This is a genomic window from Aeromonas sp. ASNIH1, from assembly GCF_002934285.1.
Lineage (GTDB): Bacteria > Pseudomonadota > Gammaproteobacteria > Enterobacterales > Aeromonadaceae > Aeromonas > Aeromonas caviae.
The window spans coordinates 4,356,784-4,382,750 of the sequence record NZ_CP026228.1 but is presented as its reverse complement, the minus strand read 5'-3'; the positions used below and the strand labels follow the sequence as shown (position 1 = coordinate 4,382,750).

Below are 25,967 nucleotides of genomic sequence, written 5' to 3'. Positions count from 1 at the left end.
ACCGTATTACGAAAAGATGAATCGGTGCCATCGAATTTGGCTCTCCTGGACAAGGGGTAAGAGAAGGAAGGAGCGCCCTGGCAGCCGTGTTATCAATCTTTTTATCCATAACACGAGGGATCAGACCTGGACTTGCGCTGGGTCATGGCATGAGGAGGGCTTGTCTTGAGCGGGGCAGAAAACCCCATTTTTGTGACGGTGGTCCGGACTGCGTCCTGAGCAGGGCGCCGAGCGCCAGAGGATGGGGTGGGGGCGTTGCGCCAAAAAGCGGGCGGCGCAGAAACAAAAAGACCGGCCAGTGGCCGGTCCAAACAGACAGCGTGCTGCTGTCTCATCAGGCTGATCCCAGCCTGGAGGGGAATAATGGGGTGGCTGATGGGGCTCGAACCCACGACAACCGGAATCACAATCCGGGACTCTACCAACTGAGCTACAGCCACCACTGAAATCTGCCTTCGATACAGCAATCAAACTCATCTGTATCGATGGCGCGCCCTGCAGGATTCGAACCTGCGACCCACGGCTTAGAAGGCCGTACCTGTTAATATAGTTAAAATGTCATCAGGATACGTCAAGCACCAAATTAATATAGAGCTTTAAAATCAATGCTTTATTGCCATTATGTCGTTCTAGGTTAGCTGAGGAAATTTGATGTTGCCAAAATTGGCACTTCAGGTTTCTGCATTTTTAGTTGTTTTTTTGATCTAAAATGGATCATTCACTCGCTCGTACGCAAAAAAATGAGCCTCGATAGAGGCTCACCTGGGGCGATGCAAGAGGCATTTGTCACATTGGTTAATTATCGTTTTAAGCGTTGAGCTCTCGAACTGAGTCCACCCAAAATTGAATCTGCAATCTCAGTGGGAAATGTATCAGGCAATTGCTGACGAACGATTGATATTACCTCATCCAGATTATCCGTCAGCTCGCTGATGATTTTTTCCATCTGCACTTGTTCAAAACCAATCGTCTTGGCCGTTTGATAAAAATGGCGAGGAAATATCTGCTCTATCGCGTATTTTTTGCCCTTGGTTGCAGTAAGCCCCATGGCCAACTTGGCATCACGGGGATGTAATCCTTTACCACCAAATGCAGGATACATGGAAAGGATGTCGTAAAACGGTGTAAGCCGGAAACGCCCTTCAGGTTCGATAAACACCGAGAAATTCTTGGCATGGCCATCAGTGGCAGCCAGCAGCCAGAACAACACCTGAGACTTCATAAACAGGTACCGATCCTGCTCCGGCGTGGCCGATCCCAGCAGGGTCGTCATGATGTCAGCAATGCCCGGTCCACCATGGCTCTCGTACTTGCGTGCTGACGGTACATTCAACACCTGGCAGAAGTCCTCTTGGGGCAGGCGCATGATCCAACTGCGATCCGTGGCGTAGCGCCGATCGAAGCGTTCCACCGCCAGAGCCTTGACCTTGCCGACCTGCATGATGAAGCAATGGGGAACCGGAAGACCCAATGCTTTGGCGATCAGGGTGCAGAGATATTCGTTTTCTACGCTCTGGGAGAGGTCTATCGAGTAGGAGTGGCTTTCGATCTTGCCAATGGGCAGCTTGATAATGTGGGTGGTTGGGGTCGCTGCATGCGGTAAGCACCAACGGTTGTCGAGGTAGAGTAACGCGGTCTTTTCCTGAGCCCCGGCGATGGATATCCGAAAATCGTCCTCTTCCCTCACCATACCAAGCGGGATCCCTTGCTGGTAGCTGGTCAGGATCTGCTCCAGTTCGGCGTCAGAGAGCGGCTTGCACTCAATGCGCTTAACGTCTGGCACAGGTCTGCCCTGAGCCACCAGTTGCAATGCCCCCACGCTGTCCTGGCCAATGCAACTGAGCAGATCAAAGGGTTGGGTGGAATCGGCTTGATAGCGCGCCACCACCCGGTTTCTTACTTCCGGGTTATCTGGCAGCAGATTATCGAAGAAGTTATAGGCCTCATCGCCCTGGTAGCGCTGCTGGCGTAATGGCATGGAGAGCGAGATGGGGCGGCTGCCTGGCAACTTCACCCACGATTCATCGTACTGAAATTGGTGAGCACCATTGGTCGCCTTGGTAAAGGTACCTACCCGGTATCCGTTCATGTAGACCGTCAGGCTGGCCATTACCACTCCTCCTTCCAGCCAGGCGTGGCGTTTTCCGCAGGATCGGTGCGGGGCCTGATATCGAGGGAGAGTTCCAGTGCGGCGAGGATCTTGAACAAGGTCTCCAGCTTGGTTGACTCGGGATTGAGCTCGAAGCTGGACACCGTGTCCTGCCTGATCCCCACCTTGCCGGCCACTTTGCCTTGGGAGAGCTTTTGCGAAAGCCTGGCATCCTTGAGACAGGCACTAAGTTGCTTGGCGCTGGTTACTTTCATGATTTGACTTACCTGGTAGCGTAATTTCTTTTAATTTACACGCTGTGGCAGGTATATCAATATTTACCTGCTTTAGGCGGTAAATGTTTTTCACACGCTAAAGGCGGTATTTAACCTTGATCCTCAGGTATGGGTGTCGCACTTTCGATTCAAGGGGCCATTAAAACAAGGTGTAACGAGTTTCAGCAGGAGTGCACTGGGGTTGGCGCAACAAAAGCCAAGGCAGCGATGGTGCGTCGGTTGATCGTCTCTGTCAGTGAGTCCATGATTGTTGCGATCGCTTCACGGGAGCTCACAAGTTCGCACCCGCGTTCGCTTCTTTAAATACCTTCTTGAATTGATGAGCACGAAATTTTGCCAATCTAGCCGAGGTTTCTCGGGAAAATTTGCAAATGCAGTGATGGTGTCATACCAAGCAGCCACCTCCATTGAAGATCTAAACTGGACAGGTCCCCAGTGTTATCGAAAACGGGGGGGCGCAACCAACAAGGTAACTCTGACATGTTGAAACCCATTCTGGTACAGCTCCGAGAGGCCTTGGCCGAGCTGCCCTACTTCACCCATATCGACAACCAGCATGACTACGAAAGTGCGCTGGCACTGATAGATGAGCTGGTGGATGACTACGATAACAACGTCCAGCTGTTAGACCTGCTGGCGGCCAGCATTGAGCGTTGGGAAGATAATGCTGAAGAGTTTGCCGAGTTTAACCGGCGGGTGGCGGCCATCCCTGCGTCATCATCGACATGAACCACTAGGCTAACGTCTTGCCGCCGGGCGCAGCCTACCGCATGAAGTCCGAGCACGACAACAAGCTGCTGATGGATCTTCGATCCAAAAATCGGATGGTTGCACACACTCCAGGGTGGTCAAAATTGGACGCTGAAAACCCCGGATGGATGAGTCAGACAGGAATGCCGCCTGACGGCCTTTGCTTTTCAGTGGTTCGTCTCCATCGGAAGCGCCCAAGTGAATTCCCCTTTATTACTACACCGGGGCCCAGATCAGCAGGCGCTGCCAGTTCGCTCACACAATGAGGGGAGGAGGGCCATGGCGCGACTAATGCTGCGATGACAATAAGGGGCATCGTAGCGTTGATCTCCAGCCCGCGCTTGATCAACGTTGACTTGCAAGAGCTGAGGGTAGTGATGGCAAGGATGGGATTCTAAATCATAGGTCCTCCAGGTTGACGCTGACGAACTCCGACCGTTTGACTCGCTCATCGACAATACGGTTCAGCTCGGCATCTTCGGCCAGTTCCAGATAGTAGGCGTAGAGCTCAGGCGGCACACAATAGAATGCTGGCTCGTTACGATAGAGGATGGCGACGGCATCGCCTTTTCCCTCTTTGATGGTCCCCATTGGATTGCGTCTGAGCTCTGTGATATTGGCAGTGGTGGCTGCCAGGCTTTGGTAACTCATGATGATGTCCTCGGCATAGAGCACCGCACTATGGAATACCTTAATAGATACTCAACTCGACGATTGTCACAGTATCAATCAGCGCCCATGTTGCGCTTTCCACGCGATAAACTCCGAGGGCCGTAAACCATAGCGTGCCAGAACACCTTCATGCAGCCTTCGCAACTCTTCAACAATCAGTGCCTGTACGGCCGATCGCTCTTGCTGCGGGACGTTCTCTGACACCGCTTGTTCAATGGTGCTGAGTGGATCAAGTTGGATCGACGTGACGACCCCACGGACAGTCTGTTTGATAAGATCCCGCCATGCTAGGCGAAGTGGGTCAGGTTCGGCGAGATCCCGCTTGATGGCAAGATATTCTTGGGTTGAACGTTCATAAGCCCACACGTACAGGTCGCGTAGCAGTTCGATGCGGGCCATTTCGTACACACCGAGGGTGGCGCGGCTGTAGGCCTGTTCTGGTACATCGAGGAAGGTGAGCGGGCAGAGGTTGCCACGAAACAGGGGGAGATTCGCGGCCAGGCGGGAAGTGCGTTTATTGATGTCGGCAAAAGGTTGTAGGTAGGGCAAGTGCACCATCATGAAAAACGATTGTTCAAACGGATCGTGGATCTGATTGGCTTTGCTCAGCACCTCGTCCAGCACCTCTTCGATTTGTTGTGCCGTGGATAACGGGCGATAGATACTTTTACTGATGTCGACAGCATGTTGGCGAATGCGCCCCTCATCGGCAGGGTTGGGTAGCAAGTTTTCCGCCAGGGCGCTGTGCAAGTTCATCAGGGTGTAGCGGTTAAATTCGGCACTGTCGATGTTTTCGACCAGTAACTCGATCGCGGTTTTATGGTTCAGGATCATCTGCGTTTCGATGGCTCCCTTACCCCGCGCGGCCTTGCCGTGCTCGATAAGTTCACGGGTGTCTAGCCTGCTATAGGTATTACCTTCCAGGTGGCTCGATGCCCATGATAAGTCGATCAACAAACGGTTCAGGATCGCTCGACTGTATGTGCCGGCAGGCTCATCGATGTCTGTGGTCTTGCCCATGTTGTGCAACTGACGGCGCAGTGATTCGGACAGGTAACAGGTTTCGTTGGGATGATATGCCTGCAAGAAATCATGCTGATAGCCCACGGGCTTGCGGGCTGGGAGGGGCTGGTCGATATAGGCAAGGATATCCAGGCTGTCGGCAGAGAGTGGGATGAACGCGGGGAAACTGTCCACCTTGGCTATCCGGGGCTCGGTATGGCTCTCGGAGTCAGCATGATAGCGGCGAGCCCGTCCTTCGCCTTGGGCTGTGATGTGGCCGCTTTCAATCAGCTTGGCTATCAGGCGCTGTGCGGTGCGTCTGGCTATGCTCGGGTGGCGGCCCAGCAGTTCAGCCAGCGTCAATCCGCTTTCGGATCCCCTGATAGTCTCTAGTAGGTCTGTGGTCGCTGACATCGTGTTTGTTGGCGCGTTTTTCATATATATGGCGCCATTTTGGCGCAGTTAACTAAACTGCGCCAGTTTTAGTGGCAAGTTTGGCGCAGTTTTGCGGTGGCTTCATAGGTTAACGTTTGGGGTTTGAAAGAGTCCTGCATCGTTGATGGTATGGTTTAGATGGGCTAGTTTAAAGGCGCAATGATACAGGGAGCCGCCTCGCCATGTCCTACGCTGCTTATCGTTCTGTTCGCCAGATCCGCCAACCGAAGGGGCTGATGGCCTCGCTGGCCTTGCCCCAGGAGCTTGTGGGGGCGCATCATCTCATTGTGGCTGGAATGGCTCCCTCCATCGTCAATGAACTGGCTGCGTTGCTGGGCTGCGACGTCAAGATAGTCTGTCAGCTGGTTGGCATTGACCGCTCGACGGTGACACGCAAGCGCACTGCGGCGGCCCTGCTGTCCCGCGCTCAGAGTGCCCGTATCTATTCATTCGTTAGTGTGATGGAGGCTGCGGAGTCGCTGTTCGAGGGGGACAGGGGGAAGGCGCTTGAGTGGTTGAACAAACCTGCCCGGGCGCTGGGAGGAAACCCTCCTGCTACTTTCCTGACGACCGCTGTCGGAGCTCAGGCAGTTATCGATCTCATCGGCCAGATTGAGCATGGCGTCGTCGTTTGATGGCGACCTATCTCGCTGAAGGCGTTACCGCTCGACAGCGGTGTCCAGCATGTGCAGGAGAAAGCCAAGTATTGTTCAATTGACGTCACCCGAGTCAGTCACATTCCCCCTTGCATATCGGCTAAATGATCCCGCTCCCTCGACGATTACCCACTTGGTGAATTGCATCTCCATTCCTGACTTCATTCACAGTACCTGCCTGCGGTAGGCCTGCCATGCGCAGGTTCAGAGGTTCGGTGTGTGGCTGAATCGGTTTATCGCTAAGGAACTGTTTGAAAACAAAATACATTTTTATGTAATGTGTTAGTAACGGGTGATACACGGGGTTTACATGAGGACGAAGGAGTCAGGGAACTATCAGATCCATCCGGCGTTAGTCGCGTTTCGTGAGGCGTGGTTGGAGTTGGGCTTCAAGACTGGGCTGCCGATTGCCGATCAATTCCATACGCTCTGGGAGTCAGCCATTATTCTCTATCGTCCCTTGTCGTCAGGCGATGATGTGGGCAGTGCGCTTATGATCGTAGGGCCATTGTTGCCAGTATTGTCTTGGCCGTCGCCAATCAAACCGCCGCCTGGGCAACGATTGATCCCCTGCGGGCTGAATGATGGTGAGGTCGAGCAGCATCTGGCCGGGGAGTGGCTGAGGTTGATGACGCTGTTAGGGGAGCCCCGTCTCATCGAATGCAGCCGACGAATTTTCAATCGCGTTCTGACAGACGAGCAGCGTCTTAACTGGTTTCAGAAGAAGCGGTTGTCTCAAGACTATTGGGCCAAGGTGTGCGGGTTGTCCCGGGAACAGCTGGCGCATGCTCAGGAGGCGCTGAGCAAGTCCCGGCAAAAAGACAAAAAGAACGGGATGGTATCGGTGCCCGAACCTAACTTCTTCTTGCAGAGGTTAGCCGATGAGTGATGACCTTTCGCAGGAGCAGGCAGTGGAGGGTCTTGACGCTGAACCCGCCCGTTCCCTTACCCGACAGCTGGTGTTTCCGGAGGCGTTGGCCGAGTGGCACCGGCAAATCCTTGAATCGTTGCAAGCCTGCTGTCAGGGGATCCTGGGATTGGATCCAACACTGACCGCGTTGTTGGCCGCCGAGCTGCAGTGGATCGATTCTGTCTCATCCAAAGAGATGCTGCCCCCATCGCCACTCTCTGCCATGCAAATGCGTGAGCGGTTGAGTAAAGATCGGAGACTCAGCCAATTCTATCTCGTTGACGCCATCTTGGCGGAATTGCGTAGTGGCCATAGCCTCAACGGTGAGCTATTTGCTCAGCTCAAGTCCGTGACGATCCTGGCCGTCTTGGCGTTATCACATATCAATTTTTCTCAGGGTATTGCCGAGCGGGACCAAACGGTCGAAGAGGCGCTGCGCAACGTCAGGCTGATGGCGAACAATCAACGTGAGGTGATGATTAAGGCCCTGTCTGAGGTCGATTTTACGCAGCCGATACTGACGCTATTGCAAGCCATCAAGATCCAGAGAGAGCAATATGCCAATAACAAGCAGGTGAGCGTCAATACAGGGGCCTTGGAGGCCCTACTGAGCCGACTCTATAAGGCGCGAGCCAAAGAGATCAAAACGGGTACCCGGTCAACCGGCGAACGCCAGCGGTTCCAACTGGAGGCGCGTTATCAAGAGCAGCTCGACGAGCAGACCCAAATCCTGTTGCTACGGGAGGTTCTGCTGCAGCGCGGCAAAGTCAAACTGACCGAGTGGGAGGGTGAAGAGGAGCGAGGAACCCTCCCTGAGCAGCAGACGCTGCTGGTGTCCTCTCAGCCACAGGGGTTGATGGATATTCAGGCGAGGGTTTTGCAAAGCGCCTCGGTAGCGCTCTCCATGTCGATGCGTCATCTGCAGTTGCCGGCCAACCTTTGGATTGCCACAGCGTCACAGATCACACGCCTCGTCGATGCCTTGATGCCTCAGGCGGTCGATGAAACGGCGTTGCCGGCACTGTCGATCCTGCTGCAACTGGTGATGGGCACGAGTAGCGAGGACTTGCACAAGCTGCCGGTCTGGCCGAGTACTGAGATTAAATTGCCTGCTCCTGGCTCTCGATTTGCCGATGACGACGGACCCTCAAAGAATGCCAGTGGTATTTGGCGGCTTCCTCATGGGGCGTATCTACAACGCTATGTAGAGGTTGCCCACAGCCGAGTGCATAGGAAATTGCACTCTTTTTTGCCAAAGAGCGACTTATTCTTGCAGCTACCTTTGCCAAAATGGGCCACTCATTTATTGGTTGGACACGGTTGGAGGACATTGAGTAGTAGCGCGCAGGTGGATTGTTTAGCGCGAGCAAATGAGCGAGCTGGCACGGCCTTGACCATGCGACAGCTGCAAAACTACCAGCGTGCTTGGTTGCAAAGAGAGGGGATTGATAGCGCCATTGCCGGTATCCTGCGTGGCAAGGCGGCTCAGCAATGTTCCCCTATGGCCTACAGTCATGTGCCACGTAAAGACGTGTTGCAGATCTGGTGCCGTTATTTGGCCTCCATGGGGATGACCGCGGTGGTGCTGGCACCGGAATTAGAACAAGGAGCTGTCGGATCACGCCTCTATCCTAGCGTTGGCGAGCTTGCTCGACTCCTAGGAAATTATCAGCAGTACCTCTGTGCACGACTCAGTGGGTCACGGCAGCAGCGTCCAACGCTGACGCAATATCATAACCTCCTCGTGCGCCACAGTTTGTTGATCCTCCATCTTTCTACTGCCGCCAGGCCCGTGACGGAGATGTACGGCAGGCGTGGCGATTACTGCCTCATCAGTCGCTTTATCCGGCTGACAGACAAAGAGGGACGATCTGTGAGCTCGGCCAGGTTGGTGCCATTGTCAGCGTTGGCAGTGCAGCAACTGCAAGCCTGGGAGCGCTATTTGACATATTTGGCATGTCAGCGTGAGCCGCTGCTGGCGCCGTTAGTGTCGGCGGCGGAGCAAGCATTGAGTGGAGCTGGAGCGCTCCTGTTCTGGGCGGTCGAGGCCAAAGATGGCAGCCTGGAAGGCACAGAAATCGTCACCCCAAATTCGATGATGAGGCAGTTCGAAAATCTGTTGCCCCTGGCGCCAAACTGGCATCGCCATTCGGTGCGCAGCCACCTGCTGGAGCAAGGCGTGGCCACCGAGTTTATCGATGCGCTGCTTGGTCATGAGGAGATGGGGACAGAGTTCACAAACCAGTACAGTAGTGCGGCGTTGAGCGATCTATTTACCCTGACGGACGTGCTGGACAAATGGCATCAAACCCTCGGGTTGAAGGTGATGGGCGAATGGACAATCCACTGATCGATTGGCGTGAACAGCTTCGAAAGGAAGATGAGCGTGCAGCGAACGTTCTTCGGTCTGGTCGGGCTATGCGTCGGGATCGTCTCAAACGTGCTCAGGTGCAAATAGAGCGTCGAGCACTGGATGCGCTGTTGCAACATTTGCCCGGCCTATTCAAGGAGCCAGCCGATGTCCGAGGGTTTGAGTATCTGTGGCCATTGGCGATGAGCACGTTGACGGGCAAGTATAGGCGACAGTCTGAATTCAAGGCTGGGCTGCGAGCCATCCTGCTTTGCCTGCAGCAGGGCAATACCAGCGGGTATTGGCAGTTGCCGTTGCCGACAATCCCCCTGACGGTGCTTCGGCGCCCGCTACCTTACACTGAAAAGTGGTTTGACAAAGCGCAGCGCTGTAGTCAAGCGCTGCTGAACTGGCATAGACAGATCGAGGCCCGCGACACTAGCCTGATCGAAGCTGAAGATTTACTGGCCGACATTCTTCATAGCGCGGTGTTTTACTGCGGTGTACACCAGACGGCGATTTTGCACGCACTGATGCTGGCCATCGCTGAGCGGCGAAGATTATGCACGAATGGCTCAGTTGTTTGGTTGCCTTTGACGTTAGAGAGCAAGGCGTTGGCCACCAATGCGCACGATAGAGCAGGGAAGGGGGTTACCGAGCTCCAGATTTTCCTAAGCCTGCCGACTCTGGGGTTGGTACAGCGCTGGTATCGTCGGCGCGGCAAAACGTTTGAGCTTGCCGTTGAGCTCGACACATTCAGCTTATGGGCCCAGAGACATCTGACTGCACCCCTGCGCGGGATCAAAGAGTTTTGCCAAGGGGCGAGTCTGGTAACCGGTGGGCAAGCCGGGGTCCGCTGGCCACAGATCCTGACTCATGTGGCATCTGGGGCGTTACACAGTGTACCACTGCCTCATGAACACTGGCTTTCACTGCATCATCCGACGGTTGCGGATGGTCACCAAGTGGTGTGTTTGGCGCAGGAGGCGAGTACCGGATTAGTCGATAACCTGACGGCAGGCAGTTCCAAGCGTCGGCGCTACCATGGCGAAGACCACCCTTATTCATCCTTACTGGCTCGGTTGCGAACGGTGTTGGCGGAAAAGGAGAGCGCGACTCGCAAGCAGACGAAGGCAAGCTGCCTCGCAGGACTGAATCGGTTGCGCAATGAGCAGACCCTCAGCAAGTCAGAGCAGATCCTGGTCGGGTGGCTACATCAATGCATCGCAAAGAACAAAAACAAGCCTTCGACGCTGCGCAGTTACCTTAGTCGCGGTGGTCAGCAATGGCTTGTTCGGTGCTTTGATCATGATCTCGGCTTATGGGATGGCGATCGTTTTCTGAGCTGTTATCGAGCATTGCTGGAAGAGTATGGGGGGACTTCAAATCTGGTCGTCGACCCGGCGCTCTCTGGTGCGGTTGAACGGACGGACCTGGAAAGATCCTCCTCCGCAGAGCCGGAAAGTTCCTCTTCCGAGGCGCCCGTTAGCCAAAAGAATGCTGTCAGCTACATGGCTGCACGCTTGACCAGCCTGCACAGCTATGCGGTGGCGAGTTACCACTTGGCCCCATTGCCGGAGGAGCTGGTCCCGCGCGAGCGCCAGCGGCCCCATGTGCGTGCCACCTATCTCAGTGAACCTCTCTTTCGACAGTTGCTGCGTGGAATGGAGCGGATGACGCACACCTCATCGAGTTACCGAGAGTGTCTGAGCGCGTTATACATCGTGGCTTATCGTGCTGGACTGCGCTTGAGCGAGATCCAAAAGCTCAGGTTGAAAGATATCGAACGCAGTCCAGAGTGCTGGCTATATATTCGCGATACCCGGCTTGATGATGGCAAGAGTGACAGTGCCACCCGCAAGATCCCCCTGGGGGTCTTGCTGACCCCGGAAGAGCGTACTCGATTGGATGCGTACTTGTCTGGGTTATGGCCGCGAAAGGCGAAAAACGCGAACGCGCTGGCGTTTCCCTCACAGAGCGGTTGGTTGATACCGATGTCGGATGAAGAGATCAGGGGGCCGTTAACCAGTATCCTTCGGCAGGTTGGTGGGAAATGCATATTCCGGCCGATCATGAACACCGATTCCGGTTCAACGTGAACACCATTTCCGGACCAATGTGAACGCTCATTCCGGCTCAACCTGAACACTTTGCTCCTCCTTTCCGGAAACAGTGTTCAACATCCCGGAATCACTGTTCACATTCACCGGAATCATCCTTAACGCATTGATTTAACAACCTTTGATACGCTCTCCCTTTTGCCAGGGAAGAGCCTATGTCTGCCAAGAGGATTGCAATGCGTAAAATTCGTGAAGTGCTGCGACTGCGGCTGGAAGCTGACCTCTCTGTTCGCCAGATAAGTTGCTGCACCAAGGTCAGCGTTGGCTCCATCCAGAAACTCCTCAAAAGTGCCCAGACGCTCGGCCTGACCTGGCCCTTACCTAGCCAGCTTGATGATGGCCAACTGGCGGCCCTGTTCTATCCGCAGGCCGATACCACCATCTCGGCCCGCCATGTTGTACCGGATTGGCCCTCTGTCCATCAGGAGCTCAAGCGTAAGGGGGTCTCCAAACAACTGCTCTGGGAGGAGTACACCCAGCGCTATCCCAACAGCTGTTACAGCTACTCCCAGTTCTGCGACCGTTACAAATCCTGGTGTCAGTTGCAAAAGCGCTCCATGCGCCAGATCCACAAGGCGGGGGAAAAGCTCTTTATCGACTACTGCGGGCCCACGGTGCCCATCGCCTCGCCCTCCACGGGGGAGGTCCGTCAGGCCCAGATCTTTGTCGCCGTGCTTGGTGCGTCCAACTACACCTTTGCCGAGGCTACCTGGTCACAGTCACTGCCGGACTGGTTGCAAAGCCATGTCCGTGCCTTTGAGTTTTTCGGCGGTACACCGGCACTGCTGATCCCCGACAACCTCAAAAGCGGTGTCAGCAAGGCTTGCCGATACGATCCCGAGCTCAACCCCAGCTACCAGCAGTTGGCCGAGCACTATCAGGTGGCAGTGATGCCAGCTCGCCCTTACAAGCCCAAGGATAAAGCCAAGGCTGAGGTGGGTGTGCAGATCGTCGAGCGCTGGATCCTCGCCCGCTTGCGCCACCAGACCTTTTTCTCGCTGGCCGAGCTCAACCAGTGCATCCGGGCCTTGCTGGACGAACTCAACGAGCGCCCGTTCAAGCAACTGCCCGGTAACCGGCGCGAGGCGTTTGAGCAGTTGGACCGCCCGGCGCTGGGACCACTGCCGGTGCATCCCTATCGCTATGTCGCCATCAAAACGGTCAAGGTCAACATCGACTATCACGTCAGCTATGAGCAGCACCACTACTCGGTGCCACACCAGTATGTGGGCCAGCAACTGGAGCTCCATGCTGGCGACACTTTGCTTCAGGTCTATCACCAGCAACATCTGGTCGCGAGCCATCCGCGTAAAACCATCCCGGGGATGAGCACGCTCCCGGAACATATGCCGGAACGCCACAGCAAACAGCAACGCTGGACGCCAGGCCGTCTCAAGCAATGGGCTGCTGACATCGGACCGGGCACCTTGTGCTGGGTTAGCGAACGGCTGGAAGAGAAAGCCCATGCCGAGCAGGCATACCGACTCTGCCTGGGGCTACTGAGTCTTAGCCGGGAGTATCCGCCATCACGGGTCGAGGCCTGCTGCCAGTTGGCTAATCGGGAAGGACTGGTGCGACTCAAACAGCTCAAGTCGGTGCTGAGCAGTGGCCGCGACAAACTGCCCGCAAGCCCGCTGAGCTACCCAGAGTTATCGCAAGAGCACGAGAACATCCGTGGCCCCCAGAGCTTCCACTAAAGAGGATACGCCCCATGACCCAACAAACCCTGACCCGCCTGAGAAACCTGAAACTGACCGGCATGGCGGATGCAGTGCAACAACAACTGGAACAGGCCAGTACCTACGAAGGGCTGCCCTTCATCGAGCGTCTAAGCCTGCTGGTCGAACACGAACAACTGAGCCGGGAGCAACGTAAACAAGCTCGGCTAGTCAAGCAGGCGCGGCTCAAACTCCAAGCCACGGTGCAAGAGGTGGACTACCAGTCTGCACGCAACCTGGAGCGGTCACAGGTTGCAAACCTGGCCCAAGGAGAGTGGCTGCGCCGAGGCCAGAACCTGCTCATTACCGGCCCCTGTGGCTGTGGAAAAACCTACCTGGCTTGTGCGCTGGGCTACCAAGCCTGTCAGCAAGGGCATAGCACTCGTTACTACCGGCTGCCACGTCTGCTGCTTGAACTGAGCCAGGCCAAGGTAGATGGCAGTTACGCCAGACTGCTGGGTCAACTGGCAAGGATAGAGCTACTGGTCCTTGATGACTGGGGACTGGAAGCGGTGAATGCCGAGCAACGCAACGCACTGCTGGAGATCATGGATGATCGGTATGGGAAATACTCGACGGTCGTGGTCAGTCAGTTGCCAACGGAAGAGTGGTACGCGAGCTTGGGGGACAACACCCTGGCAGATGCGATCCTGGACCGGCTGATGCACAACGCTCACCGGCTGTCACTGAAGGGAGAATCGATGAGAAAGAGGAGAAGTGAGTTGACCCAATCTGAACAGTCGAGTTAGAAACGGGATGACGTGAGCGCGTTAAGGATCAGGGTGTTCACGTTGGCCGGAATGGCTGTTCAACTTCGCCGGAATACGCAGGAAATACTATACCTTCCATCATCTGCGGCATACGGCATTGAGCCGCCTGCAACTGCTGCTACATCACGAAGCTCTGGCACTGCACAGTTTGCCAGGGTGGGCACATTTCCTGCCTTGGTCGGCCGCACAGTGTACCGCTATCTACCAGACCATCACACACTCATCCACTCAGGGGGATTATTGGGCGCTGGCCCAGTTTGCTGGCCATCAGAGCCCGGAGACGACGTTGCACTCATATTTGCATTTTACCCACTGGGTCAATGCAGCGTGTCTGTTGCAGGCCAAGTACGACTGGTCTTTGTCACTGCGACACCACTTCACCGGGCTGTCTCGTGCAAAGCTCACACAGAACGACTGGTTGGAGGGGCCCTTGACATGGCAGCGCTGCCGGGAGGCCCTGCTCCAGTCGCTTTCGCCTTATCTTCAACAGGTCTCCTGGGTCCTGATGGAGTGTGCACCTTACCCTCCCTTGGTTAAACACAAGCTGGATTTTGATGCCGCTCTGGAGCTGATCGCACGGTTCGCACGACATGAAGATATCACCGATCAACTCAATCGTTATCAACTCACACCCGCTATGGTCGATGAGTTAGGGAAGGTGCGAATAAGCGGGGAAATTCTTCTCGGCTGACTCAGTCATTTCATTTTTTCAGTTTGAGCCGATCTTTTCTCCCGTAAATGCCTTGAATCAGCCTATTTAGACCGTTTCTTCGCCATTTAAGGCGTTATTCCCAGTTTTTAGTGAGATCTCTCCCACTGACGTATCATTTGGTCCGCCCGAAACAGGTTGGCCAGCGTGAATAACATCGCCAGTTGGTTATCGTTTTTCAGCAACCCCTTGTATCTGGCTTTCACGAAGCCGAACTGTCGCTTGATGATGCGAAACGGGTGCTCCACCTTGGCCCGGATGCTGGCTTTCATGTATTCGATGTTGATGGCCGTTTTGTTCTTGCGTGGATGCTGTTTCAAGGTTCTTACCTTGCCGGGGCGCTCGGCGATCAGCCAGTCCACATCCACCTCGGCCAGCTCCTCGCGCTGTGGCGCCCCTTGGTAGCCGGCATCGGCTGAGACAAATTGCTCCTCTCCATGCAGCAGATTACCCAGCTGATTGAGGTCATGCTCGTTGGCCGCGGTGGTGACTAGGCTGTGGGTCAGGCCACTCTTGGCATCGACACCAATGTGGGCCTTCATGCCAAAGTGCCACTGATTGCCTTTCTTGGTCTGATGCATCTGCGGATCGCGTTGCTGCTCTTTGTTCTTGGTCGAGCTGGGTGCCTCAATGATGGTGGCATCGACCAAGGTGCCTTGAGTCATCATGACGCCTGCTTCGGCCAGCCAGCGATTGATGGTCTTGAACAATTGGCGGGCCAGTTGATGCTGCTCCAGCAGGTGGCGGAAATTCATGATGGTGGTGCGGTCCGGCAAGGCGCTATCCAGGGATAACCGGGCAAACAGACGCATGGAGGCGATTTCGTACAGAGCATCTTCCATCGCGCCATCGCTCAGGTTGTACCAATGCTGCATGCAGTGAATGCGTAGCATGGTTTCCAGCGGATAAGGTCGCCGGCCATTACCAGCCTTGGGATAAAACGGCTCGATGACTTCCACCATGTTTTGCCATGGCAGAATCTGCTCCATGCGGGACAAGAAAATCTCTTTTCTGGTCTGACGGCGCTTACTGCTGAATTCACTGTCGGCGAAGGTGAGCTGATGACTCATGATGAACCCTTTTTCATGGCTCCAGATGACAAACATGATCTCATATCAGGGACTTGTTCGCACCTTCCTTAGTTGAAAAAATTCATTTACTTAAAGCATTTAAGACTCAGCGGGGAGCACAGCGATTGCTCTACTCAACGTCACATCATCTGAATTTGCTTCCTGGAGCCTTGCGCAGTCATAAGGAGCAAGTCGAACTCCGTAAAGTGGTTAAACTGGCTCGCCAGGTCTATCGCGAGCAACGAGCGGCTTTCATCGAATGGATTGGCTATCTGCTAGTCCGAAGCAATACTCGCAACACTGGGATCCCCTTCACGGATCCACAGATGTTGCAAGCCTTCCTGAGTGTGACGGTGTTACTGCTGCCAGCGACACGGATTGCGATCGAGGTACGATGTGGCGCCAAACGGAGTGAAAAATCCCCATGGCGGGAGGTCATCTCACGCTATCGCGTGAAGAGTGAATTCATTGAAAAAAGTGGGGCTAACCGGGCACTACTGCGAATAATTCATCCTGACGAGGCGGGTATCTGTCAGCGTTCTACTGAGCGGCAGCAAAATGCTGACACGGTAAAACCAATGGCGCGCTACAGCACTCCGTTGCTGCGGACAGTCGCCTATGTCGTGGCGCTGAAAGTAATGAGCATCCAAGAGCTGGTATCGCTAGGTAACAAGAAGAAAGCCGACTTTGCACGTCAAACCGCGCGTGAGCTTACAGATTGAACGTGCAACATGCTGAAATAGAATAAAAATCTATTTGCTTCGCCATTTTGCCAGCTGCCTGACCACTGCGCGCTGCGCATCTGATGTGGATAGGCCTTGAAGGGGCAGGAATTGCTCTGCTTGCCGGCGCTGCTGTCGAGGGCTGAACCAGCTTTTCCCATCCTTATCCATGTTCCAAGGGCTCGAAACGGCGCGTTGGAGTATTGGCAAAAAGTCATCCGTCGTTGCGTCGCGTGATAGCTGGCCACGCAACTGAGCGCGCCAGCGTTTGTGCCAAATCCGCTTGTCTTCAGCTTCAGACGTCGCTGTTGTGTAGCCAAACATGGGGGTCTTTCGTCGACTTCGGCTCATTTTTTTACCTCATCTCAGGGGGGATGAAAATTTATCCGGAGTATCGATGGGAAAGTGCATATTGATGAGGTGAGGAAGGCTGGGATGGTCAGATTGACTACCACGTCACCGTTCCCCTGACCTCGTTAAACCAGACCTTTTGGGTTCTCTCGTAAGAGTCTTTTGTTACATTCCACCGAGATTCTCGGGAGGGTGACCCACCACTTCAAACAAATCACCAATCTCAATTCTTAAATGGTGGCATAACTGTTCTATTACTTCTAACTCCACTCGCGTTGCCGTCTCATTGTAGAGACGATGCAAAGTGTTTCGATTGATACCCGTATCTCTGGCAACTTCGGCAACTTTGAGTTTCCGTTCACCCAAAATTCGGGATAGATGGCACTTAATCATCACTCCTCCATAGAAAAAAGACCTGCAGGATGGCAAAAATCGTTGCACTAACGATTTGTGGTGCTAAAATCCCTCCTGTGGTGCATTTGTTTTTTTTGAAGAGAAAAAAGAGAGGATATGATTATGGCATACACCTACCTGACAACAGAAGAGCTCTCTGCTCGCATCAAGTTCGATCCACGTACTATCCGCAATCAGCTGAAAGACTCTGTCCTGCTCGAAGGGCTGCACTATATTCGCCCGTTTGGCGGTCGTAAGTTGTTGTTTCTCTGGGAGCCTATCGAAGAGGAAATGCTCAAGCACAGCGCAATGTTCGAGTCGTTTCAGGGCTAGGGGAGGTGGATTCTTATGGCAACAGTATATAGCCTTAACCAATTGCTTTACCTCGATTTTTGCTTCAAGGGGAAGCGCTGTCGTGAGCGCACTGGGTTACCCGATACAAGCCAAAATCGCCACAAACTGAAGCAGTATTGTGAACGGTTGGAGGCACAAATCACCCTCGGGCAGTTTGATTTTTGCAAAACCTTCCCAAACAGCCCGCGTTGTGGCTACTTCACCAAACTGGCCGAGCGGGAAGCCGTGTTGCGGGCTGGGTGCCCTCTGTTGTCTGATTTTGCTGAGCAGTGGTACCAGGAAAAATCGGCCGAGTGGCGAACCTCCCAGCAGGAGACCATCCGCGACATTCTTGATTGCCATCTGCTGCCGCACTTTGGCAATCAGCCGCTGAGCGTGATCGATAAGTCTGCGATCTTGGCATTCAGGACAATGATCGCTCGTTTGCCCGGGAGAGGTGGCAAGCCGATCTCAGCCTCACGGGTCAACCACATCATGACGCCGCTTCGCATGATGTTGGCAGATGCGGCAGATCGGTTCGGTTTTGACTCGCCCTGGCGCAATATCCGAGCACTCAAGATCCCCCGTAGCAACATCATGCCCTTCAGTCTTGAAGAGATTGGTCGACTGCTGGCAGTGGTGAGGGCTGACTTTCGCCCTTATTACACCATCCGGTTTTTTACCGGGCTACGTTCGAGCGAGATCCACGGTTTAACCTGGCGCCACATCGATTTCGAGCGCCGGCAGATCCTGGTGTATCAGGCATGGGTCCGCAATGAACTGATCCCGACGAAAACCGATGGCTCCTATCGCGCGGTGCAGATGAGTGAGCAGGTTTATCAGGCATTTCTCACTCAACGCGACCGCTACGATGGCAAGGTCTCACCAGATGGGTTTGTTTTCTGCACGAAGCACGGCAGCCCGTTCGAGGATCGCAATGTGGCCAATCGGGTGTGGTACCCATTGCTGTCGTTGTTAAAGCTGGAGAAGCGCAAGCCCTATCAGACAAGGCATACCGCCGCCACGCTCTGGCTCGCGGCAGGTGAGAGCCCTGAGTGGATAGCAAAGCAACTGGGCCATAACAGCACTCAGATGTTATTCCGGGTCTATTCCCGTTACGTGCCTGATCTGTCGGGTCGGGATGGGCATGCCTTTGAGCAGATGTTGGCGGGATTCGAGCAGCAGCGGCTTGCCTCGAAGGCGCTGGCGGAAAGGTGGGATTCACACGATGGGGAGGCGGGTCATGGTACACGTCACTGAATATGCGGATTGCGGCGAACTGATGTGGGCAACCAGACTGGCGGATAGCGAGGGCGAGTATGAGTGTTGGGAATTGTTATCGCCAAAGGCCGTCCATCGAGTCTCGGTCTCAGATAAATGCATGGCAACTATTGCGCCGTCGGGGCAGCTGGTACTGGCAATGCTGGGGATGGAGCAGCAGTCTGTCACATTGCGCAGTTGTCGCGCTCTGGAAGGCATCACAGGGGACGAGGGGCGTCAACTGTGGGAGTTTCACCTTGGTTTGGCCCTCAATGAGTCGCATGGCCAGATGATCCAGGCACTGTGGCGCTTCTATGCCATGTTACCGCCCGGCGGGTTACGGCGCTTTTCCCTCGGGATCCTACGTGACCGGCGTTTTATCACCGGGTTTTATCGAGGCAGGGCGAGCCATCACCATCATCATGACCATGTGGGTGGCTTGCTGGAGCACAGTGTAGAAGTGGCGATGACAGCCAGGATGTTGTGTCGTCAATACCGGCTTGATGGACGCACCGCCGACGTCGCCTTCCTAGGGGGATTGCTGCACGATGTGGGCAAACTCTACCTCTACTACAACGTGGAAGCCGGAGAGGGGATCTGCTCCCAGCATGAAGCCCTGAACTTCATGAAGTTGGAGCCACACCTGCAAAGTCTGATGAGCCAGGATCCCCGGGCATTTGAAGCCCTGTCGGCCTGCTTGTCCGCATCGATTGGCAAGCCGCTTATCCAGTATATGCCGGAGACTATCGTCAAGATGGCGGATCGATTATCGGCCGAAGTATTCAACTGGCGCAGGGTGTTTGCAGGATTGCCCGATTTTTACTGGTTTCGGAAATCGACCAGCGATACGCGGATTTACAAGCGGCTGGATTGATGGCGTGGTCGTGGGCTTAAACCGGTTTTAAAGAAGAGCTGGCAAGATGGTGGCATCACCCACAACGTCCGATGGGGCTCTTGCCGGGGGTAAACAGGTTGCGTGTTGAGATAATGCGGGAGGCAATATGTTGGTAAAAGCGATAGTTCCGACGGAGCAGGTCGTAGATGTTATCTGTGATGTGTGTGGTGACTTTCTGGAATTGGATTTTGCTTTTGGCCATGATCTCGCACCTCGATAACTGTACGTAAGATCAGTATAGTTCGTGGTAACTGACTGCTAATCATGGGTAATCAGGAAGGGTTTAATCAGATAGCAAAACACCGAGATGTTGGTAGTCACACAAGGGAAGGTGCGAATAAGTGGGTAGCACCTTCCTCTTTGATTGCTAGGTCGATTTTTGACTCGGCCCTTTTCTAAAATTGCCCCATTTTCTTCAAAAATCAGGCTTTATAACCATTTTCACCCCCTTTCTGGGGGTATTCCCCGATTTTAGGTAGATCTTTCCTGTGCCCTTATCAATTGATCCGCGAATTCAACTTCGAAGTGCGACACTCGCCTATGCCGCCTGACGGTACTCTTCGAATACCTTGACAGGCTGCCTGAATCCGAGACATTTCCGAGGTCGTAGGTTGAGCCACTGCTCCGCTCTCCTGACATCCTCGTCCGTGACCTCTCTCAGGTCTGTTCCCTTTGGGATAAACTGCCTCAACAGCCCATTGCTGTTCTCGTTCAGACCGCGCTCCCACGAAGAGTAAGGGTGCGCAAAGTAAGTCTCGGCACCCAGCGCTTCCTCTATCGCCTTGTGTTCGGCAAACTCGCCGCCGTTGTCAAAGGTGATAGTATGCACCTGCTCGATGTAGGGCGTTAACATCTCGATTATCGCATCCCGCACCACCCCAGCCTGTTTGCTCGCGACCCGCTTGACCAGATAGAGCCGGCTCTTGCGCTCCACCAGGGTGACCAGTGCACCTGTGCCTTGCTTGCCCAGCACCGTGTCCGCCTCCCAATCACCGAGCCGCTCCCGGCTATCGACGATAGCCGGCCGTTCATCAATAGAGCGGGCTTCCTTGATGGGAGAACGCAGGCTGCTCGCCCCCTTGCGGTAGCGCTTGTGGCCCTGGCGCAGATGGCGGTACAACTGGCCACCCCGGGCTTTGTCGGCGGCCACATGGCGGTATATCCACTCGTGACTCACCATGAGGCCTATCTGCTTGCCCACCGTGCTTATCTGCTCCGGGCTCCACCACCAGGCGAGTGTCAGCTCGACAAACTGGATGACATCGGCAGATAGCCGAGATTTGGCCGCACTGGCCCGTCGGTGGGTGGCGTGCTGATGCGCATTGTCTGGCTGGTAGCCCTGCGGCCCGGCGTTACGACGCAGCTCCCGGTAGAGGGTGGAGCGATGAACGCCAATGGCGCGTGCGGTGGCAAGGATGGACATCCCCTGTGCGCGAAGCACCGATAACTGGTATCGTTGCCCCTCGGTCAACTGCTGATAGCTCATGGTGATACTGCTTATACTTTGGCGAGCAGAAGGGTACCACCAATCAGCAGTTGGCCACCTCTCGCCATTCATCCATGAGTGTCGCACTTATTATCTGAATTCCCGATCCACTCGGAACAGGTTCGCCAGCGTAAACAGCATCGCCAATTGATTGTCGTTCTTCATCAGCCCCTTGTACCGCGCTTTGACGAAGCCAAACTGACGCTTGATGAGCCGGAATGGGTGTTCAACCTTGGCTCGGATGCTGGCCTTGAGTCTTTCAAACTGGATAACGGCCTTGTTCTTGCGCGGACGTTGTTTGAGCGCTTTGACCTTGCCTGGGCGTTCGGTAATGGCCCATTCGACCTTTACCCCAGCCAACTCCTCACGCTTGGGTGCCCCTTGGTAACCGGCATCACCAAACACAAATTCCTCCTTCCCGTGCAGCAGATTGCCGGCTTGATTGAGGTCGTGCTCATTGGCCGCGGTGGTTGCCAGGCTATGGGTCAGGCCGCTTTTGGCATCGACGCCGATATGGGCCTTCATGCCAAAGTGCCACTGGTTGCCCTTCTTGGTTTGGTGCATCTCGGGGTCGCGCTGCTGGCGCTTGTTTTTGGTCGAACTGGGGGCCTCGATGATAGTGGCATCAACCAAGGTCCCCTGAGTCATCATGATGCCGGCGTCAGAGAGCCACTGATTGATGGACTCGAAGAGCTGGCGAGCCAGTTGGTGCTGCTCCAGCCGATGGCGGAAGTTCATGATGGTGGTACGGTCAGGGATAGCTTGGTCGAGGGAAAGCTTGGCAAAGAGGCGCATGGAGGCAATCTCGTAGAGCGCGTCCTCCATCGCTCCGTCACTGAGGTTGTACCACTGCTGGATGCAGTGGATACGCAACATGGTCTCCAGCGGATAGGGGCGACGACCATTGCCGGACTTGGGATAAACGGGCTCAATCACGGCCAGCATTCTTGACCAGGGCAGCAACGCCTCCATACGGGCAAAGAACGCTTCTTTTCGAGTTTGACGGCGTTTGCTGTGGAACTCGCTGTCGGCAAATGTCAATTGATGAGTCACGTTGAGCTTCGTCCCTGATGCCAAAATGATGTGGCGATGATCTCACATCAAGGACTTGTTCGCACCTTCCCCAGCGTTTGAGCTCCTCGCTGATGTATTCCGGACCGTTATCACAGCGGATGGCCGCCGGTTTGCCACGCCACGCTATCACCTGCTCCAACGCCCGTTTGACCCGCGAGGCGGGAAGCGAAAAATCGACTTCGATACATAACGCTTCCCGGTTGAAATCATCTATCACATTGAACAACCGCACCGAGCGTCCATCGGACAGCTGGTCATGCATGAAGTCCATCGACCAGCAGGTATTGGGTTTTGCAGGAACCGCCAACGCCGCCGGTTTTGCACGCACCAGCCGTTTCCTGGGTTTTATCCGCAGGTTGAGCTCCAGTTTCCGATAAATCCGGTACACCCGCTTGTGGTTCCAGCCAAACCCTTTGACGTTGCGCAAATAGAGGAAGCAGAGCCCGAAGCCCCAGTTGCGCTGGCTGGCTGTGATGCGCAGCAGCCAGTCGGCGATGAGCTGGTTCTCTTCGGCCAGTACCGGTTGGTAGCGATAGCAGCCTTCGCTGACCCCGAACACCCGACAGGCGAGCCGGATGGAGAGGGCGCAGTGAGCGACCGCCTGGGTGGCCATCTCCCGGCGGGTAGATGGCGTCACCACTTTATTGCCATGGCCTCCTGGAGGATGTCGGCTTTGAGGCGCTCCTCGGCATACATCTTCTTGAGGCGGCGATTTTCCTCCTGGAGGTCCTTGAGACGAGCCATGAGGGAGGCGTCCATGCCGCCGAACTTGGCGCGCCACTTGTAGAAGGTGGCGCTGCTGATGCCATGCTCGCGGCATAGCTCGGGGATGGGTGGCGGCGGGCGAGTTGGCCGCCCAGTTTCCTCATTGGGAACAGTTGCACAGCATTGGCGTGGCCATCTCTTATCGCATTGAAAACATGAAAAAAGCCACCCTTGAACATCACTACTTCATCTGTTCAAAAACGCTGGAGCGGGATGAGTTTTCTCGGGCGGTGCGTGGGCACTGGGCCATCGAAAATAGCCTGTACTGGGTACTTGGTACTGGATGTCACGATGGGCGAGGATGATTGCCCAATCTATCGGGGTGATGCGGCAGAGATTTTAGCGTGCATCCGGCACATGGGGCTGAACATGCTCAGGGCCGAGACTTCACGTAAGGCGAGCGTAAGACGGAAGCAAAAAATAGCAGGAATGAGCAGCGAATATCTGGAAACGGTACTCAATGCGGGCCTGAAAAAATTGGGTGAATTTTAACAAAATGTTCACGCTCTCACCCTGGGGCTAAAGGTATAATGACAGTTGGCATATCGATGTCTCATTGCTGCCCCCCCCTAAATGGGGTGGATCATAGATCATTGTATTTTCTACAAAAAAAATTTTCCATCGAGTTTTAATGACGTCTAATGCTTTTTTAATGCTGTATAAAAACCGGTGTTTGATACTCTCTTGCGACCATTATTGGCGAATAAAAACTATTCAAGCCGATAGGCACACAGTTCAAGGAAGAGCTCCATGACGACAGAGATTCCATTGGTACTCGTGACCGAAGGCAATGTTCAGGCGACGACCTTCACCACCTACCTGATGGCCCAACTCGGTGAACCAATACGCCTGATTAGCCATCCCGATCAACTATTGGCTATCGAGAATTGCAACCTGTTCCTGATCGATCTGGACTATCTCAAGTCGAGCCAGCAGTTTGGCTGGAGCCGGGATATAGCCGCCTTCGAATCGGCCAGCACGATATTACTCAATGCGCCGACCAGCACGAATCGCGATCTGCTGCTGCTGTGGCCCAATACCAGCGGTCTCTTCTTTCGTCAGGATCCCTTGGATCACTTGGTAGCCGGTATCAAGAAGGTGATGCTGGGGGAGTTTTGGATCCCGCGTCATCTGATGTGCGAGCTGGTCCATTATTACCGACAGGGCATGGAGCCAGCCCAACGCAGCCAGAATCTGCTGACGGTCCGAGAGCGCGAGATCATTCGCTATTTGATGACGGGAGCCTCCAATACCGAGATAGCTGACACCCTGTTTGTCAGCGAGCACACCATCAAGTCCCACCTTTATAACGTCTTCAAGAAGTTGAACGTCAAGAATCGGTTGCAAGCCGTGAGCTGGGCTAAAGATTACCTCGATATGACGAGCTCCTACTGATGCGAACTTGGCTGCTCTGTCTCTGGTTGATCTCTGGTGCCCTAGCTGCCAATGAAGGGGATGCCAACACGCCTCTGGAATCGCTGCAACCCGAGCAGGAGAGCGACAGGATAGAGATTGGGGGTCTGGTGATAGACCGTACCTTCACCCGTTTCGGTCAGGTTTTTTATCATCACTTCAGCCGATTGCGAGAGGACGAGGATCCGAATGCGCGGGAGAACATCACCATACATGAGCGGCCGACTGCGCGCTGGGGCAGCCTGATCTGGATCACCCACAATCGCAAGGTGCTGTTTAGGACGGCCCTCTCCCCGGTGCGCAGTCAGGGAGAAGCTGCAGCGCAGCAGGCCTGGGTCCAAGTGAACGAAATTTTACAACAGCAGAAGGTCGCCATCCTGTTCATGGATACCTTCGATCTGGAACACGATGAACTATAAGGATATAGCATATGTGCTCACGCCTCCTGCTTCTGGCACTGACGGTCAGCATGACCGCTTCTGCCTCCGAGCTTATCTATCGGCCTACTAACCCCAGCTTTGGCGGTAACCCGCTCAACAGCAGTCATCTGCTGGGCACGGCTAACGCCCAGAACGACTACAAGGATCCCTCCACTGGCAGCAGCAGCGGCACCTCGGCTCTGGACAGACTCACCTCCAGTCTGCAATCGCGGCTGGTGAGCCAACTGCTGGCCGACATCGGCAAGGATGGCAGTCAAAGCGGTAGCCTGGTCACCGACGAGTTTGCGATCAATGTGGTGGATGAGGATGGCACTCTTGCCGTTTCCATTACCGACAGATCGACGAATGAAACCACCATGATAGAAGTGAATGGCCTGATCGCCGACTGAGGACGTTATGACAAGGACACCGTTATTTACCGCCCTGCCTTTGCTCGCCATTCTGTTTGCTCTGGGGGGGTGTGCTACCCATATAGGCTCTCCCGAGGCGGATGAGAAGGCGACCCTGATGCCGAGATCCATCTCCTACAAAGAGTTGATCAGCCTGCCCAAACCCAAGGGCAAGATAGTGGCCGCCGTCTATGATTTTCGCGATCAGACCGGTCAGTATCTGCCAGCCCCAGCCTCCAACTTCTCCACCGCAGTGACCCAGGGTGGGGTCGCCATGCTGAGCACGGCGCTATGGGACTCCCAGTGGTTCGTGCCTCTGGAGCGGGAAGGGCTGCAGAACCTGCTGACCGAGCGCAAGATAGTGCGGGCCACGCAAAACAAACCCAATGTGCCCGGCAATAATCAGCATCAATTACCCTCTCTGGTGGCGGCCAATATCCTGATCGAAGGGGGCATAGTGGCCTATGACAGCAATGTGCGTACCGGCGGTGCCGGGGCCAAGTACTTCGGCATAGGGGCGAGTGGCGAATACCGGGTCGATCAGGTGACCGTCAATCTGAGGGCCGTCGATATCCGCTCCGGCCGGATTCTCAACAGCGTCACCACCTCCAAGACCATCTTGTCCCAGCAGGTGCAGGCCGGAGTGTTCCGTTTCGTCGAGTACAAGCGCTTGCTGGAGGCCGAGGCGGGCTTTAGCACCAACGAACCGGTACAGATGTGCGTCATGTCTGCCATCGAATCGGCGGTGATCCGGCTCATTGCCAACGGGGTGCGAGACAACCTCTGGCAGCTGGCCGATGCGCGGGACATGGAAAACCCCATACTGCAGGGTTATCTGCAAGACAGCGCCCCCATCCTCTAGTCGAGGCAGCGTCGCTAGTTTCTATCTATCGCTTGCC

At 54.9% G+C, this 25,967-nt stretch carries 25 protein-coding genes, 1 tRNA gene and 2 pseudogenes; 17 read left to right on the top strand and 11 right to left on the bottom strand.

Going from position 1 to position 25,967, the window contains the following annotated elements:
* Positions 1-364 precede the first annotated feature (364 nt).
* The 3 genes from C2U37_RS21195 to C2U37_RS21180 all read right to left on the bottom strand — a co-directional run bounded on the left by C2U37_RS21195 (position 365) and on the right by C2U37_RS21180 (position 2,364).
* A tRNA-His gene (locus C2U37_RS21195) sits at positions 365-440 on the bottom strand.
* 359 nt (positions 441-799) lie between these two features.
* On the bottom strand, positions 800-2,110 hold the full coding sequence (locus C2U37_RS21185) for a type II toxin-antitoxin system HipA family toxin (RefSeq protein ID WP_059169586.1): 1,311 nt from the start codon (positions 2,108-2,110) through the stop codon (positions 800-802).
* Entirely contained in the window at positions 2,110-2,364 is a 255-nt protein-coding gene (locus C2U37_RS21180; protein WP_005329233.1) for a helix-turn-helix domain-containing protein, read from the bottom strand. The genes C2U37_RS21185 and C2U37_RS21180 overlap by 1 nt, the downstream gene beginning before the upstream one ends.
* 501 nt (positions 2,365-2,865) lie before the next feature.
* On the opposite strand from C2U37_RS21180, the gene C2U37_RS21175 reads away from it, so the two are divergent.
* Positions 2,866-3,114, top strand: a complete 249-nt coding sequence (locus C2U37_RS21175) for a hypothetical protein (RefSeq protein ID WP_010674978.1) — start codon at positions 2,866-2,868, stop codon at positions 3,112-3,114.
* A 420-nt stretch (positions 3,115-3,534) separates the two neighbouring features.
* Here C2U37_RS21175 and C2U37_RS21170 read toward each other — a convergent pair whose 3' ends face one another.
* Together C2U37_RS21170 and C2U37_RS21165 are read right to left on the bottom strand one after the other, a co-directional pair.
* The gene (locus C2U37_RS21170) at positions 3,535-3,786 is read right to left on the bottom strand and encodes a type II toxin-antitoxin system Phd/YefM family antitoxin (protein ID WP_010674977.1); all 252 of its coding nucleotides are present in this window, start codon (positions 3,784-3,786) and stop codon (positions 3,535-3,537) included.
* Between the two features lie 78 nt (positions 3,787-3,864).
* Complete coding sequence (locus tag C2U37_RS21165; protein WP_021140687.1) at positions 3,865-5,172, bottom strand: Fic family protein; 1,308 nt, start codon at positions 5,170-5,172, stop codon at positions 3,865-3,867.
* 254 nt (positions 5,173-5,426) lie between these two features.
* Between C2U37_RS21165 and parS the strand changes: the two genes are divergently transcribed.
* From parS to C2U37_RS21130, 7 genes are all read left to right on the top strand, one after another.
* Positions 5,427-5,879, top strand: a complete 453-nt coding sequence (gene parS, locus C2U37_RS21160) for a type II RES/Xre toxin-antitoxin system antitoxin (RefSeq protein ID WP_021140686.1) — start codon at positions 5,427-5,429, stop codon at positions 5,877-5,879.
* 331 nt (positions 5,880-6,210) lie between these two features.
* Positions 6,211-6,789: a hypothetical protein gene (locus C2U37_RS21155; RefSeq protein ID WP_021140685.1), complete on the top strand. Its 579-nt coding sequence runs from the start codon at positions 6,211-6,213 to the stop codon at positions 6,787-6,789.
* Complete coding sequence (locus tag C2U37_RS21150) at positions 6,782-9,160, top strand: site-specific integrase (RefSeq protein ID WP_043171236.1); 2,379 nt, start codon at positions 6,782-6,784, stop codon at positions 9,158-9,160. The genes C2U37_RS21155 and C2U37_RS21150 overlap by 8 nt, the downstream gene beginning before the upstream one ends.
* Positions 9,145-11,259 carry a hypothetical protein gene (locus C2U37_RS21145; protein ID WP_233768434.1) on the top strand — a complete coding sequence of 705 codons (2,115 nt, stop codon included), beginning with the start codon at positions 9,145-9,147 and terminating at the stop codon, positions 11,257-11,259. The genes C2U37_RS21150 and C2U37_RS21145 overlap by 16 nt, the downstream gene beginning before the upstream one ends.
* Positions 11,260-11,435: 176 nt before the next feature.
* Positions 11,436-12,977 (top strand): IS21 family transposase, encoded by a 1,542-nt coding sequence (istA, locus tag C2U37_RS21140; protein WP_024944013.1) that lies wholly within the window; start codon positions 11,436-11,438, stop codon positions 12,975-12,977.
* Positions 12,978-12,991: 14 nt separating this feature from the next.
* Complete coding sequence (gene istB / locus C2U37_RS21135; RefSeq protein ID WP_059296348.1) at positions 12,992-13,747, top strand: IS21-like element ISAs29 family helper ATPase IstB; 756 nt, start codon at positions 12,992-12,994, stop codon at positions 13,745-13,747.
* Between the two features lie 118 nt (positions 13,748-13,865).
* Positions 13,866-14,459, top strand: a complete 594-nt coding sequence (locus C2U37_RS21130; RefSeq protein WP_233768433.1) for a hypothetical protein — start codon at positions 13,866-13,868, stop codon at positions 14,457-14,459.
* Positions 14,460-14,566: 107 nt separating this feature from the next.
* Here C2U37_RS21130 and C2U37_RS21125 read toward each other — a convergent pair whose 3' ends face one another.
* A complete protein-coding gene (locus C2U37_RS21125) occupies positions 14,567-15,547 on the bottom strand; it encodes an IS5-like element IS5 family transposase (RefSeq protein WP_026141915.1) in 981 nt (326 codons plus the stop codon).
* A 53-nt stretch (positions 15,548-15,600) separates the two neighbouring features.
* Here C2U37_RS21125 and C2U37_RS21115 point away from each other — a divergent pair, with 53 nt between their 5' ends.
* The gene (locus C2U37_RS21115) at positions 15,601-16,269 is read left to right on the top strand and encodes a hypothetical protein (RefSeq protein WP_233768432.1); all 669 of its coding nucleotides are present in this window, start codon (positions 15,601-15,603) and stop codon (positions 16,267-16,269) included.
* A gap of 516 nt (positions 16,270-16,785) precedes the next feature.
* On the opposite strand, the gene C2U37_RS21110 is transcribed toward C2U37_RS21115, so the two are convergent.
* On the bottom strand, positions 16,786-17,013 hold the full coding sequence (locus tag C2U37_RS21110) for a helix-turn-helix domain-containing protein (RefSeq protein ID WP_059169915.1): 228 nt from the start codon (positions 17,011-17,013) through the stop codon (positions 16,786-16,788).
* A gap of 123 nt (positions 17,014-17,136) precedes the next feature.
* Between C2U37_RS21110 and C2U37_RS21105 the strand changes: the two genes are divergently transcribed.
* From C2U37_RS21105 to C2U37_RS21095, 3 genes are read left to right on the top strand one after another with little or no spacing between them, the layout of a single operon-like run.
* A complete protein-coding gene (locus C2U37_RS21105; RefSeq protein WP_021140683.1) occupies positions 17,137-17,346 on the top strand; it encodes a hypothetical protein in 210 nt (69 codons plus the stop codon).
* 15 nt (positions 17,347-17,361) lie between these two features.
* Positions 17,362-18,606 carry a tyrosine-type recombinase/integrase gene (locus tag C2U37_RS21100; protein WP_010674969.1) on the top strand — a complete coding sequence of 415 codons (1,245 nt, stop codon included), beginning with the start codon at positions 17,362-17,364 and terminating at the stop codon, positions 18,604-18,606.
* Entirely contained in the window at positions 18,590-19,480 is an 891-nt protein-coding gene (locus C2U37_RS21095; protein WP_223916935.1) for an HDOD domain-containing protein, read from the top strand. Before C2U37_RS21100 ends, C2U37_RS21095 begins: the two co-directional genes overlap by 17 nt.
* Positions 19,481-19,535: 55 nt before the next feature.
* On the opposite strand, the gene C2U37_RS24755 is transcribed toward C2U37_RS21095, so the two are convergent.
* The 4 genes and pseudogenes from C2U37_RS24755 to C2U37_RS21080 form a co-directional block, all read right to left on the bottom strand.
* On the bottom strand, positions 19,536-19,703 hold the full coding sequence (locus C2U37_RS24755; RefSeq protein WP_158512853.1) for a hypothetical protein: 168 nt from the start codon (positions 19,701-19,703) through the stop codon (positions 19,536-19,538).
* A 336-nt stretch (positions 19,704-20,039) separates the two neighbouring features.
* Positions 20,040-20,987, bottom strand: a complete 948-nt coding sequence (locus tag C2U37_RS21090; protein ID WP_043171239.1) for an IS30-like element ISAs2 family transposase — start codon at positions 20,985-20,987, stop codon at positions 20,040-20,042.
* A gap of 90 nt (positions 20,988-21,077) precedes the next feature.
* On the bottom strand, positions 21,078-22,040 hold the full coding sequence (locus tag C2U37_RS21085) for an IS5 family transposase (protein ID WP_024941324.1): 963 nt from the start codon (positions 22,038-22,040) through the stop codon (positions 21,078-21,080).
* Between the two features lie 52 nt (positions 22,041-22,092).
* Positions 22,093-22,895: pseudogene (locus tag C2U37_RS21080) on the bottom strand (IS3 family transposase); the annotation flags it as partial.
* Here C2U37_RS21080 and C2U37_RS21075 point away from each other — a divergent pair.
* The 5 genes and pseudogenes from C2U37_RS21075 to C2U37_RS21055 all read left to right on the top strand — a co-directional run.
* A pseudogene (locus tag C2U37_RS21075) lies at positions 22,895-23,318 on the top strand (ISAs1 family transposase); the annotation flags it as partial. The pseudogenes C2U37_RS21080 and C2U37_RS21075 sit on opposite strands and share 1 nt — an antisense overlap.
* Positions 23,319-23,576: 258 nt before the next feature.
* A complete protein-coding gene (locus C2U37_RS21070) occupies positions 23,577-24,221 on the top strand; it encodes a LuxR C-terminal-related transcriptional regulator (RefSeq protein ID WP_024941327.1) in 645 nt (214 codons plus the stop codon).
* Positions 24,221-24,658, top strand: a complete 438-nt coding sequence (locus C2U37_RS21065) for a curli production assembly/transport protein CsgE (protein WP_024941328.1) — start codon at positions 24,221-24,223, stop codon at positions 24,656-24,658. Before C2U37_RS21070 ends, C2U37_RS21065 begins: the two co-directional genes overlap by 1 nt.
* An 11-nt stretch (positions 24,659-24,669) precedes the next feature.
* Positions 24,670-25,068, top strand: a complete 399-nt coding sequence (locus C2U37_RS21060; protein WP_024941329.1) for a curli assembly protein CsgF — start codon at positions 24,670-24,672, stop codon at positions 25,066-25,068.
* A gap of 7 nt (positions 25,069-25,075) precedes the next feature.
* On the top strand, positions 25,076-25,930 hold the full coding sequence (locus C2U37_RS21055; RefSeq protein WP_041204616.1) for a CsgG/HfaB family protein: 855 nt from the start codon (positions 25,076-25,078) through the stop codon (positions 25,928-25,930).
* The last annotated feature ends 37 nt before the right edge of the window (positions 25,931-25,967 follow it).

Bases quoted from the DNA above. Each gene is read 5' to 3' on its own strand.
- C2U37_RS21185 (WP_059169586.1), bottom strand. From the start codon at position 2,110: ATGGCCAGCCTGACGGTCTACATGAACGGATACCGGGTAGGTACCTTT.
- C2U37_RS21180 (WP_005329233.1), bottom strand. From the start codon at position 2,364: ATGAAAGTAACCAGCGCCAAGCAACTTAGTGCCTGTCTCAAGGATGCC.
- C2U37_RS21175 (WP_010674978.1), top strand. From the start codon at position 2,866: ATGTTGAAACCCATTCTGGTACAGCTCCGAGAGGCCTTGGCCGAGCTG.
- C2U37_RS21170 (WP_010674977.1), bottom strand. From the start codon at position 3,786: ATGAGTTACCAAAGCCTGGCAGCCACCACTGCCAATATCACAGAGCTC.
- parS (WP_021140686.1), top strand. From the start codon at position 5,427: ATGTCCTACGCTGCTTATCGTTCTGTTCGCCAGATCCGCCAACCGAAG.
- C2U37_RS21155 (WP_021140685.1), top strand. From the start codon at position 6,211: ATGAGGACGAAGGAGTCAGGGAACTATCAGATCCATCCGGCGTTAGTC.
- C2U37_RS21150 (WP_043171236.1), top strand. From the start codon at position 6,782: ATGAGTGATGACCTTTCGCAGGAGCAGGCAGTGGAGGGTCTTGACGCT.
- C2U37_RS21145 (WP_233768434.1), top strand. From the start codon at position 9,145: ATGGACAATCCACTGATCGATTGGCGTGAACAGCTTCGAAAGGAAGAT.
- istA (WP_024944013.1), top strand. From the start codon at position 11,436: ATGTCTGCCAAGAGGATTGCAATGCGTAAAATTCGTGAAGTGCTGCGA.
- istB (WP_059296348.1), top strand. From the start codon at position 12,992: ATGACCCAACAAACCCTGACCCGCCTGAGAAACCTGAAACTGACCGGC.
- C2U37_RS21125 (WP_026141915.1), bottom strand. From the start codon at position 15,547: ATGAGTCATCAGCTCACCTTCGCCGACAGTGAATTCAGCAGTAAGCGC.
- C2U37_RS21110 (WP_059169915.1), bottom strand. From the start codon at position 17,013: ATGATTAAGTGCCATCTATCCCGAATTTTGGGTGAACGGAAACTCAAA.
- C2U37_RS21105 (WP_021140683.1), top strand. From the start codon at position 17,137: ATGGCATACACCTACCTGACAACAGAAGAGCTCTCTGCTCGCATCAAG.
- C2U37_RS21100 (WP_010674969.1), top strand. From the start codon at position 17,362: ATGGCAACAGTATATAGCCTTAACCAATTGCTTTACCTCGATTTTTGC.
- C2U37_RS21095 (WP_223916935.1), top strand. From the start codon at position 18,590: ATGGTACACGTCACTGAATATGCGGATTGCGGCGAACTGATGTGGGCA.
- C2U37_RS24755 (WP_158512853.1), bottom strand. From the start codon at position 19,703: ATGGCCAAAAGCAAAATCCAATTCCAGAAAGTCACCACACACATCACA.
- C2U37_RS21090 (WP_043171239.1), bottom strand. From the start codon at position 20,987: ATGAGCTATCAGCAGTTGACCGAGGGGCAACGATACCAGTTATCGGTG.
- C2U37_RS21070 (WP_024941327.1), top strand. From the start codon at position 23,577: ATGACGACAGAGATTCCATTGGTACTCGTGACCGAAGGCAATGTTCAG.
- C2U37_RS21065 (WP_024941328.1), top strand. From the start codon at position 24,221: ATGCGAACTTGGCTGCTCTGTCTCTGGTTGATCTCTGGTGCCCTAGCT.
- C2U37_RS21060 (WP_024941329.1), top strand. From the start codon at position 24,670: ATGTGCTCACGCCTCCTGCTTCTGGCACTGACGGTCAGCATGACCGCT.
- C2U37_RS21055 (WP_041204616.1), top strand. From the start codon at position 25,076: ATGACAAGGACACCGTTATTTACCGCCCTGCCTTTGCTCGCCATTCTG.